The organism is Stenotrophomonas sp. As-7 (assembly GCF_030291015.1).
GTDB classification, from domain to species: domain Bacteria; phylum Pseudomonadota; class Gammaproteobacteria; order Xanthomonadales; family Xanthomonadaceae; genus Stenotrophomonas; species Stenotrophomonas lactitubi.
Genome location: NZ_CP127405.1, coordinates 692,514 through 709,018 on the forward strand (window position 1 = coordinate 692,514; position 16,505 = coordinate 709,018).

17 protein-coding genes are annotated in these 16,505 nt (G+C 67.3%); 16 read left to right on the top strand and 1 reads right to left on the bottom strand.

Translation table 11 applies throughout. From position 1 onward, the window contains the following. The first annotated feature begins 32 nt into the window (after positions 1-32). From gspE to pncB, 14 genes are all read left to right on the top strand, one after another. Positions 33-1,754, top strand: a complete 1,722-nt coding sequence (gene gspE / locus QP457_RS03130) for a type II secretion system ATPase GspE (RefSeq protein WP_100462854.1) — start codon at positions 33-35, stop codon at positions 1,752-1,754. 24 nt (positions 1,755-1,778) lie between these two features. Further along, a complete protein-coding gene (locus tag QP457_RS03135; protein ID WP_100551522.1) occupies positions 1,779-2,999 on the top strand; it encodes a type II secretion system F family protein in 1,221 nt (406 codons plus the stop codon). A 49-nt stretch (positions 3,000-3,048) separates the two neighbouring features. After that, a complete protein-coding gene (gspG, locus tag QP457_RS03140; RefSeq protein WP_032951922.1) occupies positions 3,049-3,492 on the top strand; it encodes a type II secretion system major pseudopilin GspG in 444 nt (147 codons plus the stop codon). 6 nt (positions 3,493-3,498) lie between these two features. Continuing rightward, the gene (locus QP457_RS03145) at positions 3,499-3,993 is read left to right on the top strand and encodes a GspH/FimT family pseudopilin (RefSeq protein ID WP_180166719.1); all 495 of its coding nucleotides are present in this window, start codon (positions 3,499-3,501) and stop codon (positions 3,991-3,993) included. Beyond that, entirely contained in the window at positions 3,990-4,409 is a 420-nt protein-coding gene (locus QP457_RS03150) for a prepilin-type N-terminal cleavage/methylation domain-containing protein (protein ID WP_025876704.1), read from the top strand. Before QP457_RS03145 ends, QP457_RS03150 begins: the two co-directional genes overlap by 4 nt. Further along, the gene (locus QP457_RS03155; protein ID WP_180166721.1) at positions 4,406-5,038 is read left to right on the top strand and encodes a type II secretion system protein J; all 633 of its coding nucleotides are present in this window, start codon (positions 4,406-4,408) and stop codon (positions 5,036-5,038) included. The genes QP457_RS03150 and QP457_RS03155 overlap by 4 nt, the downstream gene beginning before the upstream one ends. Then, on the top strand, positions 5,035-5,898 hold the full coding sequence (locus QP457_RS03160; protein ID WP_205405318.1) for a type II secretion system protein GspK: 864 nt from the start codon (positions 5,035-5,037) through the stop codon (positions 5,896-5,898). Before QP457_RS03155 ends, QP457_RS03160 begins: the two co-directional genes overlap by 4 nt. After that, on the top strand, positions 5,895-7,064 hold the full coding sequence (locus QP457_RS03165) for a PilN domain-containing protein (RefSeq protein ID WP_180166723.1): 1,170 nt from the start codon (positions 5,895-5,897) through the stop codon (positions 7,062-7,064). Before QP457_RS03160 ends, QP457_RS03165 begins: the two co-directional genes overlap by 4 nt. Further along, positions 7,039-7,746, top strand: a complete 708-nt coding sequence (gene gspM, locus QP457_RS03170) for a type II secretion system protein GspM (protein ID WP_180166724.1) — start codon at positions 7,039-7,041, stop codon at positions 7,744-7,746. The genes QP457_RS03165 and gspM overlap by 26 nt, the downstream gene beginning before the upstream one ends. Further along, positions 7,736-8,524 carry a general secretion pathway protein GspN gene (locus QP457_RS03175; RefSeq protein ID WP_205405317.1) on the top strand — a complete coding sequence of 263 codons (789 nt, stop codon included), beginning with the start codon at positions 7,736-7,738 and terminating at the stop codon, positions 8,522-8,524. The genes gspM and QP457_RS03175 overlap by 11 nt, the downstream gene beginning before the upstream one ends. 9 nt (positions 8,525-8,533) lie before the next feature. Further along, positions 8,534-10,747: a type II secretion system secretin GspD gene (gene gspD / locus QP457_RS03180; protein ID WP_180166726.1), complete on the top strand. Its 2,214-nt coding sequence runs from the start codon at positions 8,534-8,536 to the stop codon at positions 10,745-10,747. A 557-nt stretch (positions 10,748-11,304) separates the two neighbouring features. Continuing rightward, positions 11,305-12,159 (top strand): glycosyltransferase, encoded by an 855-nt coding sequence (locus QP457_RS03185; protein ID WP_180166727.1) that lies wholly within the window; start codon positions 11,305-11,307, stop codon positions 12,157-12,159. Then, positions 12,156-12,995 (top strand): glycosyltransferase family 2 protein, encoded by an 840-nt coding sequence (locus tag QP457_RS03190; protein ID WP_205406027.1) that lies wholly within the window; start codon positions 12,156-12,158, stop codon positions 12,993-12,995. The genes QP457_RS03185 and QP457_RS03190 overlap by 4 nt, the downstream gene beginning before the upstream one ends. A 117-nt stretch (positions 12,996-13,112) precedes the next feature. Continuing rightward, positions 13,113-14,300: a nicotinate phosphoribosyltransferase gene (pncB, locus tag QP457_RS03195; protein WP_205406028.1), complete on the top strand. Its 1,188-nt coding sequence runs from the start codon at positions 13,113-13,115 to the stop codon at positions 14,298-14,300. On the opposite strand, the gene QP457_RS03200 is transcribed toward pncB, so the two are convergent. Further along, positions 14,291-14,656: a type 1 fimbrial protein gene (locus QP457_RS03200; RefSeq protein ID WP_089238703.1), complete on the bottom strand. Its 366-nt coding sequence runs from the start codon at positions 14,654-14,656 to the stop codon at positions 14,291-14,293. The two genes, pncB and QP457_RS03200, sit on opposite strands and share 10 nt — an antisense overlap. Before the next feature lie 421 nt (positions 14,657-15,077). On the opposite strand from QP457_RS03200, the gene QP457_RS03205 reads away from it, so the two are divergent. Then, positions 15,078-15,617, top strand: coding sequence for a fimbrial protein (locus QP457_RS03205; protein ID WP_049469455.1), 540 nt, complete (start codon positions 15,078-15,080; stop codon positions 15,615-15,617). 85 nt (positions 15,618-15,702) lie between these two features. Then, positions 15,703-16,431: a molecular chaperone gene (locus QP457_RS03210; RefSeq protein WP_089238705.1), complete on the top strand. Its 729-nt coding sequence runs from the start codon at positions 15,703-15,705 to the stop codon at positions 16,429-16,431. Positions 16,432-16,505 lie beyond the last annotated feature (74 nt).

The following is a 16,505-nucleotide window of genomic DNA, read 5'->3' on the forward strand; positions in this document are numbered from 1 at the left end:
GCTAAAGTCGGGACGATCGACAGGAGAGTCACGTGAACGCGCTCGCTGCCACCGCCATCGACGACACTGAAGGCCGCATCCTCGATGCGCTGCTGGCACGTGGTCGGCTCAAGGAAGGAGATCTGGCGCGTGCGCGGCCACTGCATGCCGAGGCCGGTGGCAGCCTGCTCGGCCTGCTGGTCCGGCTTGGGCTGGTGTCCGAACGTGACCAGGCGCAGGCCAGCGCTGATGTGCTGGGCCTGCCGCTGCTGGAAGGACGGCAGCTGCCTGAATCGCCGCCGCAGGCACTGGCCGAAGGCCTGCCGCTGTCGCTGCGCTTCCTCAAGCAGTTCCACGTATGCCCGCTGGCGCTGGATGAACACGGCGTGCAGTTGTGGCTGGCCGACGCCCACGATCCGTACCCGCAGCAGGCCGTGCAGCTGGCATTGGGCGTGCCGGTAACGCCGCTGCTGGGCATGCGCGCCGAGATCGATGACCTGGTCGAGCGCTGGTTCGGCCAGGGCCGCAGCGCGATGGGGGCGATCGTGGAAACCGCCGATGGCGAAGGCGGTGCAGTGGACGATATCGAGCACCTGCGCGATCTCGCCTCGGAAGCGCCGGTGATCCGCCTGGTCAACCTGGTGATCCAGCGCGCGGTCGAACTGCGCGCATCGGACATCCACGTCGAGCCTTTCGAGAACCGGCTGAAAGTGCGCTACCGCGTCGATGGCGTGCTGGTCGAAGGCGAGAGTCCGCCGGCCAACCTGACCGCCGCGGTGATCAGCCGCATCAAGATCATGGCCCGGCTCAACATCGCCGAGCGCCGCCTGCCGCAGGACGGCCGCATCATGCTGCGCGTGCAGGGCAAGGAACTGGACCTGCGTGTCAGCACGGTGCCCACCGCGCACGGCGAAAGCGTGGTGATGCGCCTGCTCGATCGCGAGACGGTGGTGTTCGACTTCCACCGGCTGGGCTTCACCGATGCCTTCCTGCCGCAGTTCCGCAAGGTGCTTGAACAGCCGCACGGCATCCTGCTGGTGACCGGCCCCACCGGTTCGGGCAAGACCACCACGCTGTACACCGCGCTGAGCCAGCTCAACACCGCCGACGTCAAGATCATCACCGTTGAAGATCCGGTCGAGTACCAGATCGAGGGCATCAACCAGATCCAGGCCAAGCCGCAGATCGGGCTGGATTTCGCCAATGCGCTGCGCAGCATCGTGCGCCAGGATCCGGACATCATCATGATCGGCGAAATGCGCGACCTGGAAACCGCGCGCATCGCGATCCAGTCGGCGTTGACCGGCCACCTGGTGCTGTCCACGCTGCATACCAACAATGCCGCGGGCGGCATCACCCGCCTGCTCGACATGGGCGTGGAAGACTATCTGCTCACCTCCACCATCAACGGCATCCTGGCCCAGCGCCTGGTGCGCCGGCTGGAACCGACCCACGCCGAGCGTTATGAAGCCTCGCCGGAAGAGATCGAGCGCTTCGACCTGCGTCGCCTGCAGCCGCAGGGAACGATCCACCTGTATCGGCCGAAGCCGTCGGCACTGGCGCCGACCGGCTACCTGGGGCGCACCACCATCATGGAATTCCTGGTGATGAACGACGCGCTGCGGCGTGCGGTCATGCGTCGCGATGGCATGGGCGAGATCGAACGCATCGCCCGTGAAGCCGGCATGCGCACCATGTACGAGGATGGCCTGAGCAAGGCCCTGAGCGGGCAGACGACCCTTGAGGAAGTCCTGCGCGTGACCGAGGAAGGCTGATGCGCGGGCAGGGACGACGCTGACATGCCGAACTACCGTTACAAGGCTCTGAATACACACGGTGAAGTGTTCGACGGGCAGATGGAAGCGGCCAGCGAGGCCGAGCTGGTCGCTCGCCTGCAGGACCAGGGCCATCTGCCGATGGAAACGCAGCTGGCCGACGGTGGTGCGGTTGGCGGCAGCAGCCTGCGCGGCCTGTTCCGCCAGCGTCCGCTGCAGGGCGCGGCATTGCTGCAGTTCACCCAGCAGCTGGCGACGCTGCTCGGTGCCGGGCAGCCGCTGGACCGCGCGCTGTCGATCCTGCTCAGCCTGCCCGAAGACGAGCGCTCGCGCCGCGCGATCACCGACATCCGCGACGTGGTGCGCGGTGGCGCGCCGTTGTCGACCGCGCTGGAGCGCCAGCACGGCCTGTTCTCGCGCCTGTACGTGAACATGGTGCGCGCCGGTGAAGCCGGTGGCAGCCTGCACGACACGCTGCAGCGCTTGGCCGATTACCTTGAACGCAGCCGTGCGCTGCAGGGCAAGGTGATCAACGCGCTGGTGTACCCGGCGATCCTGCTGGTGGTGGTGGGCGGTGCGCTGCTGTTCCTGCTGGGCTATGTGGTGCCGCAGTTCGCACAGATGTACGAAAGCCTGGACGTGGCGTTGCCGTGGTTCACCAACCTGGTGCTGCAGCTGGGCCTGTTCGTACGCGACTGGTGGGTGCTGCTGCTGGTGGTGCCGGGCGTGCTGCTGTTGTTGTTCGAACGCAAGGCGCGGCAGCCCGCGTTCCGGCTGGCGCTGGATGGCTGGCTGCTGCAGCGCCGCGGCATCGGCCGCCTGCTGGGCGAACTGGAAACCGCGCGACTGGCGCGCACCCTGGGAACACTGCTGCGCAACGGCGTGCCGCTGCTGGCGGCGTTGGGCATCGCCCGCAACGTGCTCGGCAACCGTGCGCTGGCGGCCGATCTGGAAACCGCCGCCGACGAGGTCAAGAACGGCACCGGCCTGTCGCTGGCGCTGTCGCGCGGCAAGCGCTTTCCCCGGCTGGCCCTGCAGATGATCCAGGTCGGCGAGGAGTCCGGCGCGCTCGATACCATGCTGCTGAAAGCTGCTGATACTTTCGAACAGGACAGCGCTCGCCGCATCGACCGCCTGCTGGCGGCGATGGTGCCGGCGATCACCCTGGTGCTGGCCTCGGTGGTCGGTGCGGTGATCGTGGCCGTGCTGGTGCCGTTGTACGACCTCACCAACGCCATCGGCTGACGATGGCCTCCTTCGCAACCCCGACATCCCGTACCTGAAAGGACCGACCATGATTGCTTCCCGTCGACCGATCCGCCTTTCCTTCACTGCCGCACGCCACCAGTCGGGCATGAGCCTGCTGGAGATCATCATCGTCATCGTGCTGATCGGCGCGGTGCTGACCCTGGTCGCCAGCCGCGTGCTCGGCGGCGCCGACCGTGGCAAGGCGAACATCGCCAAGGCGCAGGTGCAGACCGTGGCCTCCAAGGTCGACAACTACCAGATCGACACCGGCAAGCTGCCCGCCTCGCTCAACGACCTGGTGACCGCACCGGCCGGCGTCGGTGGCTGGCTGGGCCCGTATGCCAAGCCCGCCGACCTAAACGACCCGTGGGGCCACGCGCTGGAGTACCGCGCACCGGGCGAAGGCCAGGCGTATGAGCTGATCAGCCTGGGCAAGGATGGCAAGGCCGGCGGCAGCAGCGTCGACGCTGACATCCGTTACCAGCCGTAAGCGCGCATGCTGCTTTTCCTGCCGCGCCGGTTGTCACGCCCGCGCCTGCACGGCAGGCGCGCAGCGGGCCTGTCGCTGCTGGAAATGCTGCTGGTGATCGCGTTGATCGCGGCCATCGGCCTGATCACCGCCGCTGGCATGTCGCGCGGCTTTGCCGGCATGCAGCTGCGCAGTGCCGGCAAGGACATCGCCAACCAGCTGCGCATGGTGCGCGCGCAGGCGATTGCCCGCGGCGAGCCGCAGCGCTTCGTGATCGAACCGGCGCAGCATCGCTGGCAGGGCGCCAGCCAGCGCCACGGTGAAGTGCCGGCCAAGCTGAAGGTGCAGTTCGAAGGTGCCGCGCAGCTGGCCACCGCACCCGGTCAGGGCGTGATCGAATTCCATCCCGACGGTGGCTCCAGCGGCGGCCGTATCCGCTTGCAGCTGGAGAGTGCCGAGTGGCGCATCGATGTGGGCTGGTTGACCGGTGAAGTCCGTTCCGGACCATGGCGGGCGCAATGAGGTCGCGCGCCCGTGGCTTCACCCTGCTTGAAGTGATCGTTGCCTTCGCACTGCTTGGGTTGGCACTGACGCTGTTGCTCGGCAGCCTGTCCGGTGGCGCGCGCCAGGTGCGTGATGCCGAGCTGCGCACGCGCGCGGTGCTGCACGCGCAGTCGTTGCTGGCTGCCGCTGGGGTGGAAGCGCCACTGCAGGCCGGCAGCCAACAGGGCGAGTGGGAGCAGGGGCGATATCACTGGCAGCTGCAGGTGCAGCCCTGGGCCGAGCCGCGCAGTGGTGCGCTGCCCGCTGCGCAGTCGCCGGGCGCACCGTGGCTGGCGGAACTGCAGCTGCAGGTGCGGTGGGGCGACAGCGAGCGCGAGCAGTTGCGCTGGCGCAGCCTGCGTCTGTTGCCCCCTGCGCTGGAGAATGCGCGATGAGGCGCCGCGCGCGGGGCTTCACCCTGATCGAAGTCATGCTGGCCACCGTGCTTCTGGCTGGCGGCCTGGCGTTGGCGTTCGCCAGCGTGCGCTCGGCGATGGCGATCAGCCAGCGCGGTGAGCAGATTGCCGCGCAGAGCGAACGCATGCGCGCAGTGCAGGCCCTGCTGCGGCGCCAGCTCGCCAGCGCCCTGCGCAGCCCGCTGGAAGTGCCCGATCCCACCCGTGAACCGGTGTTCTTCCAGGGCGACGATCAGGGCATGAAATTCGTTGCCGATCTGCCGGGTTATCTCGGTCGCGGCGGCCCGTACCTGCATGCGCTGCAGGTGGATGGCGCAGCTGGCCACCGCCGCTTGCTGCTGGAGCTGGTACTGCTGCAGGAAGGCGAGCGCATCGAAGAGAACCCGCCGCGCCCGCCCGAAGTGCTGGCGGAGGACTTGAAGGACGTACGGCTGCGCTATCGCGGTGTCGACGCCAGCAACGGGCAGATGACCGAATGGTTGCCCCGTTGGGATGACACCCGGCGCCTGCCGCTGCTGGTGGAAGTGCAGATCGTGCCAAGCAGGGGCACGCCGTGGCCGCCGCTGGTGGTGGCACTGCGCGCCGGCGGCAGCGGAGGCGCGCGATGAAGCGTCCACGCGGTGCCGCGCTGGTACTGGTGCTGTGGCTGATCGCGCTGATGACCGCGCTGGTCGGCGCTTTTGCGCTCAGCGCACGGGTCGAGCACCTGCAGCAGCGGGTGCTCGGTGATGATGCACGCGGCCAGGAGCGCGCGCGCGCGGGCCTGGAATACGCGCTGCTGCGGCTGCAGCCAGACCCGCAGCGTCCGCCGTGGCAGGCCGACGGCCGCGCCTATCGCTGGCAGTTCGACGAGGCCCGCATCGAGATCCGGGTGCTGGACGAGAACGGCAAGATCAACCTCAACCTGGCAGATGCGGCCCTGCTGTCCGCATTCATGCAGGCACTGGGCGAGCCGGCTGAAACCGCCAGGCAGTTGGCCGGCGCGATCATCGACTGGCGCGACGAAGACAGCCTGCTGCAGCCGGGTGGCGGTGCCGAAGCACCCGAGTACGCCGCCGCGGGCCTGCCCTATGGCCCGCGCAACAAGCGCTTTGAAACCCTGGGCGAACTGCAGCGGGTGCTGGGAATGCGCGGGTCGCTGTACGCCGTGATGCTGCCGCACCTGACGCTCTACAGCCGGCAGGCGCGTCCGGATCCACGCTTCGCCAGTGGCCCGGTGTTGACGGCAATGGGCCTGGATGCGGAACAACTGCTGGCGCAACGCGCCCAGCAGGAGCGTGACGGAGATAACGCTGCGGGTGCATCGGCGCTTGCCAGCAGCAGTGGCACCTATAGTATCGAGTCCCGCGCCACTGACGGCAGCGGACGTCTGTCGGTGCTGCAGGCGGTGGTGCGCAACGGATCGGGCGGGGTGCCCGGCCGGACCTACACAGTGCTTCGCTGGGAGCAGGGAATGGCAGCAAGATGACGGCTTGGCAGGACAGTCTGCGGCAGGTGCAGGGCCAGATCGGCCCCGGTGCCGGCCGTTTCCTGCGCTGGTGGCGGCAGTCGTTGCTGGCCTGGGTGCCGATGCGCTGGCAATGGGCGCTGGGCTGGTCGCAGACCCGCCTGCTGCTGCAGTGCGAAGACGGGCAGCTGCAGGTCTGGCGCGAAACCGGTGACGGCCTCGAGCCCGTGGCCCGTCTTCCGTGGCCGCTGCAACCGGCGGACCTGGACCGCGTGCTGGAGCCGCGCCTGCGCAGCCTGCCACGGGTGTGGCTGCTGCCCGCCGGGCAGGTTCTGCGGCGCACGCTGCGCCTGCCCGCCGCGGCCGGTGACCGTCTGCGCGCGGTGGTCGGCTACGAGATCGACCGGCAGACACCGTTCGAAGCCAGCCAGGTCAGCTATGACATCCGTGAACTGGGCAGTGCCGGCGAAGGCCTGCTGCAGGTGGAACTGGTGGCGTGGCCGCTGCGTCAGGTCGATGACTGGCGTGCGCAGATCGGCGACTGGGCTGACGCGCTGGCCGGTGTTGATGCGATCGATGCACAGGGCCGCACGTTGCAGGTCAACCTGCTGCCGCCCGCGCAGCGTCAGCAGCGGCCGGACCCGATGCGGCGCTGGAACCTGCTGCTTGCCGCAGCGGCGCTGGTGATGCTGGTGCTGGCGGCGATGCAGCTGCTGGACAACCGCCGCGCTGCTGTCGATGCGCTGCGCGAAGACGTCGAGCGCAGCGCCCGCAGCGCGCGTGGTGTTGCCAGCGAACGCAGCCAGCTGCAGGCGCTGCTGGATGGCGCGACGTTCCTGGAAACACAACGCAACCAGCGCGCCAGTACCGTCGAAGTGTGGAACGAGCTGACCCGGCGCCTGCCCGATGGCACCTACCTGGAAAAACTGGCGATCGAGAACAACAGCCTGCAGCTGATCGGCCTCAGCAGCGAAGCATCGCAGCTGGTTCCGCTGCTGCAGGACGCGCCGCAATGGCGCAAGGTCAACCTCACCGGCGTGCTGCAGGCCGATGGTGCCGCCAGTGGCCGCGACCGCTTCACCCTGACCGCCGAGCTGCAGCCATTGCCTTCGGCCGCACCTGCGCCCGCAGCCGCCGCGACTGAAACCACGGAGGCGGCCCATGCCGATGCCAAGCGCACGCCGTGACCGCTGGTTGGCACTGGCACTGCTGTTGGCAGTGCTGGGCCTGGCCTACCTGCTGCTGGTGCACCCGTGGTTCACCCAGCCATTGCTCGCGATCGACGCCGATGCCGCTGCCCTGCGCGAACGCCAGCAGCGCGTACAGGCGCAGCTGCAGCAGCAGCCGCAGATCGAACAGCGGCTGCGCGCGACCCGCGACGCCCTGCAGCAGCGCCCGGGATTCCTGCAGGAAGCCACCGCCGAGGCCGCTGCGGCCGCGCTCGGCGCACGCCTGCAGGATGCGGTGGCGATGGCCAGCCCGGGCAACCGCAGCTGCACCATCAGCAACCGCACGCCATTGAGCGACAACCGTCGCGATGCTGCGTTCGTCCGTGTGGCCATGCAGGTGCGCCTGCGCTGTGGCGTGGCCGAACTGGCCACCGTCCTGCACAGCTTGGAGACCGGCAGCCCGCGCCTGTTCGTGGACAACCTCAACCTGATCGCACAGCGCTTCCAGCAATCGCCGAACGAATCCGGCCTCGGTCTCGATGTGTCCTTCGAGCTGGCCGGCTACCTGTTGCCAGGTGCGGCTGCCGATCCCGCCACAGCGCCCGTGGCCACGCCACCTGCGGCGGCGCCGGTGGTGTCGCCGCCGGCACCGGCGGAGCAGCCTGCTGCCGATGCGCAGGAGGTGGCCGATGAAGCTTGAACAGATCAACCTGCGCACCGGGCTGTTGCTGGCGGTGGCCGGATGGGCCGCTGCGACCTGGCTGGCCACCGGCTTCGGCCTTGGCAGCCACCTGCCCACGGTCAGCACGGAGGGCGATGCCCAGGCCGCGCTGCCGGCGTTGCCCGTGCTGGCGCCCGAACGCATGGCCGGCGCAGACAGCTACAGCGTGATCAGCGAGCGGCCCCTGTTCGCAGAGGACCGCAAGCCGCGCCCGTATCTGCTGGGGGGCAGCGAAGCCGCCGCCAGTCCCGCGCTGCGCCTGACCGGCGTGCTGCTCACCCGTGATTTCAGCATGGCCACCTTCACCACCGAGCAGGGCCGCTCGCTGCGCCTGCGCCTCAATGGCGATGCCGTCGATGGCTGGCAACTGGTCGCCTTGGAACCACGCCAGGCCACGGTGATCGGCTCCAGTGGCAGTCAGGTGCTGGAGCTGGCCGTGTTCAATGGCCAGGGCGGTGAAGCGCCGACGGTCCTGCGCGGGGCCAATGGCGCACCGCCTGTGCCCGGCGCGGTGGTTCCGCCGCCGCCGCCACAGCCGGCGCCCAGCCAGACCCAGCCCAACCAACGTGCCACCGATGGCAACGTGGCTCCCGCGTCGCCTGCACCGGCCGCGGCCGCCGCGCCACCTGCCAACACCAACGGTCCCAGCGAAGCGCAGATGCAGGCCATCCGCGAACGCATCCAGGCCCGCCGCCGTCAGCTGCAGCAACAGCAGCAACAACCGTCGCCGCCCCCGGGCGATGGCACCAACCGATAGAGTGAATGCATGAATCTGCGTTTTCTTCCCTGGTCCCTTGCCCTGACACTGCTGGTCGGCTGCAGCACCGTGTCCGCCCCGCATGTGCAACGCAACGGCAACCTGCAGCCATCGGCCAGCGCCGGTCAGGCCGCCACCGATGCGCAGACCGAAGCGGCCGATCAAGCCCAGGGGACGCCGCAGGCGGTGATCCGCCGTGGCACCGGCACCATGATCAACCGCGAGGCCGCGCGCAAGCCGTCGCCTGCGTTGCATGCGGCCAGCTCCGGCGAAGCCACCTTCAACTTCGAAGGCGAGTCGGTACACGCGGTGGTCAAGGCCATCCTCGGTGACATGCTCGGCCAGAACTACGTGATTGCCCCGGGGGTGCAGGGCACAGTGACTCTTGCCACGCCCAAGCCGGTATCGCCGGCACAGGCACTGAACCTGCTGGAGATGGTGCTGGGCTGGAACAACGCCCGCATGGTCTACAGCGGTGGCCGCTACAACATCGTTGCCGCCGACCAGGCACTGGCCGGCACCGTGGCGCCGAGCACCGCGCCCGCCTCCAGCGCACGCGGCTTTGAAGTACGCGTGGTGCCGCTGCAGTTCATCTCCGCCACCGAGATGAAGAAGGTGCTGGAGCCCTATGCGCGGCCCAATGCCATCGTCAACGTCGACAGCGGCCGCAACGTGATCACCCTGGGCGGCACCCGTGCCGAACTCGAGAACTACCTGCATACCGTCGAAATCTTCGACGTCGACTGGCTCTCGGGCATGTCGGTGGGCGTGTTCCCGATCCAGTCCGGCAAGGCCGAGCAGGTCGCGGCCGATCTGGAAAAGGTATTCGGCGAGGAGAGCAAGACGCCCAGCGCCGGCATGTTCCGTTTCCTGCCGCTGGAAAACGCCAACGCCGTGCTGGTGATCACCCCGCAGGTGCGCTATCTGGACCAGATCCAGCAGTGGCTGGACCGCATCGATACCGCCGGTGGCAGCGCGCGCCTGTTCTCGCATGAACTGCGTTACATCAAGGCCCGCGACCTGGCAGAACGCCTCAGCGAAGCCTTCGCCAGCAGCGGCAACCGTAGCGGCGCCGGCCCGGCATCGCTGGCGCCGGGCGCCATTCCGTCGCAGCTGGGCAGCGATGGCGACCGCGGCATGGACGCCAACAACGGCAGCAGCTTCAACAACACGGTGGGTGGCAGCAGCGGCAGCAGTGGCGGCGGCAGCTCCGGTTCCCTGAACCTGCCGCAGCGCCAGTCGGGCAACGTCAGCATCAGCCTGGAAGTGGAAGGCGATCGTGTCGGCGTGTCGGCGGTGGAAGAGACGAACACGTTGCTGGTGCGTTCGACGCCGCAGGCCTGGCGCTCGATCCGCGAGGTGATCGAAAAGCTGGACGTAATGCCGTTGCAGGTGCATATCGAGGCGCAGGTGGCCGAGGTCGGGCTGACCGGCGACCTGAAGTACGGCGTGAACTGGTACTTCGACAACGCCGTAGCAGGGCGCGCGCTGACCGGTGCGCTGTCCGGGTTGTCACTGCCGGCGATGGCCGGCGGTTCCTGGAACACCTTCGCCGGCGCGGTGACCGGCACCGACGGTGCCAACTGGGCGTTCACCGGCCACAACGGCGCCGCCGTGGTCAGTGCGCTGGACAAGGTCACCGACGTGCGCCTGCTGCAGACGCCCTCGGTGTTCGTGCGCAACAACGCCGAGGCCACGCTCAACGTGGGCGACAAGGTGCCGATCAATACCACCACGGTCAACACCGGCATCGGCACCAGCAGCTACAGCTCGGTGCAGTACATCGACACCGGCGTGATCCTGAAGGTGCGCCCGCGCGTAACCCGCGACGGAACGGTGTTCCTGGATATCGTGCAGGAGATCAGCAGCGCCTCCGACGTACCGGAGAACTGCAATCCGCAGGAGCGCAACTGCAATCCGCGCATCTCCACCAAGAAGCTGGCCACCGAGGCGGCGGTGCAGAGCGGGGACACCATCATGCTGGCTGGCCTGATCACCGATTCGGCCACTGATGGCAGCAGCGGCATTCCCGGCCTCAGCCGGATTCCGGTGCTGGGTGCACTGTTCGGCCAGAAGAGCCGCACCAGCCGTCGTTCGGAAGTGATCGTGCTGCTGACCCCGACCATCGTCCGCAACGGCCAGGAAGCACGCACCCTGACCGACGAATACAGCCAGCGCTTCCGCGCGATGGAGCCGCTGAACCAGCCGGGCTCAAAGAAGTAAGGGGGTTCGGCCGGGTTGCACCCGGCACCCGCCGAAGCCGAAGCAACGGCAGCAGCAACAGCAACAGCGGGTTTACTGGGGGAGGGCGGGGCACTGTGGGTTTGCGGGGACGCCGTAAATACGTCTATGTAGGCTTGGTCGCCGCATCCATGCGGCTCACACCCCGCAAACCCACAGTGCCCCGCCTTCGACAGTTTCCTGCTGCTGTGGGTAGGTGTCGACCTTGGTCGACACATCTGTCAGATATCGAAATGAATCTGGGATCAGATCCGTTTTCCTGCGGAAAACGGATCTGATCCCAAGAGTCGTTCCGACAGTTCGCGGAAAACCGTCGAAGGCGGGGTGGGTCCGGTTGCGGGGGTGTCCGCGGCATGGATGCCGCGGCCAAGCCCCCAGGGATGGGTTTACGGCGTCCCCCGCAACCGGACCCACCCCGCCATCCCACGGAATCCCCGCTGTTGCCGTTGCTTCGGCGTCGGCTTCGGCCGGTGCCGGGTGCAGCCCGGCCGACACCCACCCGATGCTACGCTGTGGCCACCGACAACCACGGAGGCGGGATGGGGGCGATCGTGTTGTTGCCGCTCGGCGTGGACGACGCGGTGCTTGACCGCTGCCTGGCCGCGCTCGATGCCGGTACCGCAGCGGGGACATCGATCTGGCTGGGCGATGACGCACAGGCCGGGCCACGTGCACAGGCGGTGGTCGAACACTGGCTGGCACATACGCCGCTGCAGGCCGAATACACCCGCCGCGCCAGACCCCTCGGCGAGGTCGCCCATCTGGACGAAATGCTGCGTGCCTGCGACGGCCTGGACGTCGCGGTGCTGGCCCCGGACAGCGTGCCTGCACCGGGATGGCTGCAGCAGTTGCAGGCCACGTTTGCGCGTGACGCCGCCATCGCCACCGCCACGCCGTGGTGCAATGTGGGCGAAACCGCTGCCTGGCCGCGGCTGGGTGAACTCAACCCCGAGCCGAGCGACCCGGCGCTGCTGGCCCACGTCTGCGCGGCGCTGCCGACCCTGCATCCTGAACTCCCCTCGGCAGTCACTCATGCGGTGCTGGTGCGCGCCAATGCGCGGCGGCGTGCCGGTGGCCTGGATGCAGAAAGCTACCTGGGCTGGAACGCGGCGCTGGTCGATCTGAGCCTGCGCATGGCCGGCCTCGGCTGGCGCAACGTGTTGTGCGAAAACGCCTTCGTCAGCCGTGCCAGTGAAGCGCCCAGCCGCGACGGCGACCTGGAGGCATTGGCCGCGCGCTGGCCGGGCTGGGTACCGCGGCTGGCTGACTTCCTGATGCATGATCCGCTGCACACGCTGCGCCAGGACCTGCAGCACAACCTGCAGCAGGCGATAATGCCGCGCGGGCAGGGCGACCTGTTCGTGCCGTCATCACCGCTGGAGCCGCCTGTTTGAATTCCGCCATTGCCGCCATCGTCGTCACCTACCAGAGCGGCAGCACCATCGATGCCTGCCTGTCACGACTGCGCCAGGCGCAGGACGTGGCCGAGATCCGGGTGATCGACAACGGTTCGCTGGATGACACCCTGGAAGTCATACAGCGCCACGCCAGCCACGATCCGCGCGTGCGTTTCATTGCCAACCCGGACAATCCCGGTTTCGCCGCAGCCAACAACCAGGGCGCTGCTGATTCACGCAGCCCGTGGCTGGCCTTCATCAATCCTGACCTGATGGTCGAAATCGATACCCTCGCCGCACTGCGTGACCGTGCCGCTGCGGTGGGCGATTGCCTGCTGGGCGTGGAGCAGGTGGACGAGCACGGCCAGGCCGATGACGCGGTAAGGCGTCGTGATCCGGACTTCCTCGCCATGCTGCGCTCGCCCGGGCGCGGCGCGCGGTTGGCCATTGCCCGCGACCCGGTGCAGCCGTTGCAGCAGGTACCGGCATTGTCCGGTGCGCTGCTGCTGATGCCGCGCGCCTTGTTTGATCGCATCGGCGGCTGGGATGCCGGTTACCGGCTGCATGCCGAAGACCTGGACCTGTGCCGCCGCGTGCGTGAGGCCGGTGGCGTGGTCGCCATCGCCAACGACCTGAAGGTGACCCACGTGCGCGGGGTGTCCAGCCGTTCGCGCCCGTTCTTCGTGGAATGGCACAAGCATCGCGGGCTGTGGCGCTACTTCAGCAAGTTCGAAGCGCCGCAGCGCTCGTTGCCGGTGCGGGTGGCAGTGTGGGGCGCGATCTGGGCCCACGCGCTGGTGCAGGTACCGAGGCTGCTGCGCAGGTCGCTGTAACACGCTGCCTCAGGATCATCCACGCATGGCGTGGATCTACTGCAGAGCCACGCCGTGCGATAGGGCTCCACCTCCCCGCGGACCCCGGTTCACCCCTACAGGCGCATAATTCCAGCCATGCCTATCATCCAGTCCCTGCTCGACACCGACCTGTACAAGTTCACCATGATGCAGGCGGTGCTGCACCAGCACCCCGGCGCGCAGGTTCAATACCGTTTCAAATGCCGCACCCCCGGTATCGAACTGGCCCGCTACATCGACCAGATCGATGAGGAGATCGACCACCTGTGCAGCCTGCGCTTCAGCAATGAAGAGCTGGACTACATGCGTGGCCTGCGCTTCGTGAAGCCGGATTTCGCCGACTTCCTCGGCCTGTTCCACCTGGACCGCAAGTACATCCAGCTGCGTGCGTCGAAGACCGTGCCCGGCGAGATCGAACTGGACATCACCGGTCCGTGGCTGCACACCATCCTGTTCGAAGTGCCGTTGCTGGCGATCATCAACGAAGTCTGGTTCCGCAACACCACCACGGCCGATTTCGCCGAGGGCGAGCGCCGCCTGCAGGCCAAGGCCGCACTGCTGCGCGATACCCCCGGTTTCGAACAGTGCCGCATCGCCGACTACGGCAGCCGCCGCCGCTACTCGCGCGACTGGCATGCGCGCCTGCTGCCGCTGCTGCGCGACGCGCTGGGCCCACAGCTGGTCGGCACCAGCAACGTGCACTTCGCCCGCCTGTACGGCATGACCCCGCACGGCACCATGGCCCACGAATACCTGCAGGCATTCCAGGCGCTGGGCCCGCGCCTGCGCGATTCGCAGGTAGCGGCACTGGAATCGTGGGCGCGCGAGTACCGCGGCGACCTCGGCATCGCGCTGTCCGACGTGGTCGGGCTGGATGCGTTCCTGCGCGACTTCGACATGTATTTCTGCAAGCTGTTCGATGGCGTGCGCCATGATTCCGGCGACCCGTTCGACTGGGGCGACCGCATGCTGGCCCACTTCCAGCAGCGCCGCGTCGACGCGCGCAGCAAGGTGCTGGTCTTCAGCGATGGGCTCGACATCACCAAGGTGATGCGCCTGTACGACTACTTCCGCGGCCGCTGCCAGGTGGCGTTCGGCGTGGGTACCCATCTGACCAACGATCTGGGGCCGATCCCGCTCAACATCGTCATCAAGATGGTCCGCTGCAATGGCCAGCCGGTGGCCAAGCTCAGTGACTCACCGGGCAAGAGCATGTGCGATGACCCGGGTTACCTGTCCTACCTGCGGCAGGTGTTCGAACTGCCGGACCCGGTTCAGGGGTAGTCGACCACCACCAGATAGGCGCCTCGCAGCGGTTGGCGCTGGGAGGCTTCCAGGCGATAGCGCTCGGAGAACGACAGGTCGCCGGCACGCATCGTGCGTGCGGCCACGGCCAGCTGCTGGCCATGGCGGCCGCCTTCGCGCAGCGTTGCCGTTTCACCTTCGCCCAGCGCCGTCACCGCGACCTTGGCGCCCTTGGCCGACGGCGGGCACGCTTCCAGGCTCAGCTCCTGCTGGGACAGGCGCGTCGTGCAGCCGGGATCGACGATGCGACCGCTGAAGCGGACGCTTCCGCTGCTGGCCTGGGCCAGTGCGCTGACGGACATCAAGGCCACGCACAGCAGGATCGAGCTCTTCATGACACGTTCTCTGGTTCGGTGTGTCCTAGTTAGCGACAACCGCGAACAGTCATTGATAGGCAGTGTTTCGTTCTGCTAGGGCCATCACCTGAGAAGGGTGATGCGCGTCAAATAACACCGTTTTTACCTGCAAACGCGGTCGACGATCGAGTGCCATTTGCGTCGCACGCTAAGCCTGCCTTGGCTTCCCGGGCATCCTCCATTTTTGAGCTATCACGTCAATTTATTGGCGTCAAGATGTTGTGTTCATAAAAAATTATGAGAACTAGGTCACATTTATGCATATACTTGCGTCACGGATTCAGGGAGAGGTACGTCCGAATCCGGCGACAGGTGAGACGCAAGGAAGGGTCCGATGCCCGGCAGTGCTCCTTGCTTCCTCCTCTACTTTCCATCTCTTCAGTAGGGTTAGGTACAAGCAATGCACAAGATCAAATTCATCGCGGTTCTGATGCTGGCTGCCGCTCCGCTGGCCGCCAATGCTGCCGACGGCACCATCACCTTCAACGGCAAGGTCACCGACAAGACCTGCACCATCTCGACCCCGGGTGGCAAGGACTTCTCTGTCAACCTGCCGACCGTGTCCAAGAGCACCCTGGCTGCCGCCGGTGCCGTCGCTGGTCGTACCCCGTTCGCGATCAACCTGACCAAGTGCAGCGCCGGCAACGTCGCTACCTACTTCGAGCCGGGTTCGACCGTTGACTTCAACAGCGGCCGCCTGAACAACCAGGCTGCGGCCAATGCTGCCGGCAACGTGCAGCTGCAGTTGCTGGGCTCGAACAACCAGTTCCTGCCGGTCAAGGCCTCGGGCGCCAACCAGGCCCAGGACAACTCGCAGTGGGTGACCGTTGCTGCCGATGGCACCGCCAACCTGAACTACTACGCTGAGTACTACGCGACCGCCGCCGCGACTGCCGGTGAAGTCACCAGCAACGTCAAGTACACGATCATCTACAACTGATCGTAGCCGTACCCGCATTGGCCGGCGTACGCGCCGGCCAGTGCTTCGCGGCCCCTGGCCACACATCTCGAGCGTAGTAATTCCGATGAAAGCAATCTTTCCCCGGGCGCTGCTGCTGGCAGCGTTCACGCTGCCCTTCTGCCAGAACGCTCTGGCCGGCGTGGTGGTCAATGGCACGCGAGTGATCTACCCGGCGCAATCGCGCGAAGTCACCGTGCAGGTCGACAACGTGGGCGACTCGCCCGCGCTGGTGCAGGCGTGGGTCGACAGTGGCGACGCCAACCAGACCGCTGATACCAGTGATGCACCGTTCGTGCTGACGCCGCCGATCAGCCGTGTCGAGCCCGGTCGCAGCCAGGCGCTGCGCCTGATCTTCTCTGGCGCGCAGCTGCCGACCGACCACGAATCGGTGTTCTGGCTCAACGTGCTGGATGTGCCGCCGTCGCCGGAAAGCGCCGACAGTGGCGAACAGAACTACCTGCAGGTCGCGTTTCGTTCGCGCCTCAAACTTTTTTACCGGCCGCAGGGCCTGAAGGGCGTTGCCAACGACGCGCCTGCAGCACTGCGCTGGACCCGCAGCGGTGATCGCCTGCGGGTGGAAAACCCCAGTCCCTTCCACGTGACCCTGGCTGAAGTGCATGCCGTGACCGGCAGCGGCGAACGACCGGTCGAAGAGCAGGGAAAGATGGTTGCACCGAAGCAGAGCCTCGATTTCGCGGCTCCGGCCGGCATCGAGCAGGTCCGCTTCATCACCATCAACGACTACGGCGGCCGGGTCGAACACACGATCCGCCTGTCCGCTACCGGGGGCTGAAAGCGCCGCGTGGGCCATTGGCCTGCGCATCCCGCAACTGCCGCCGTGCGGCGAATTGAAGGAATGTCAGTGTG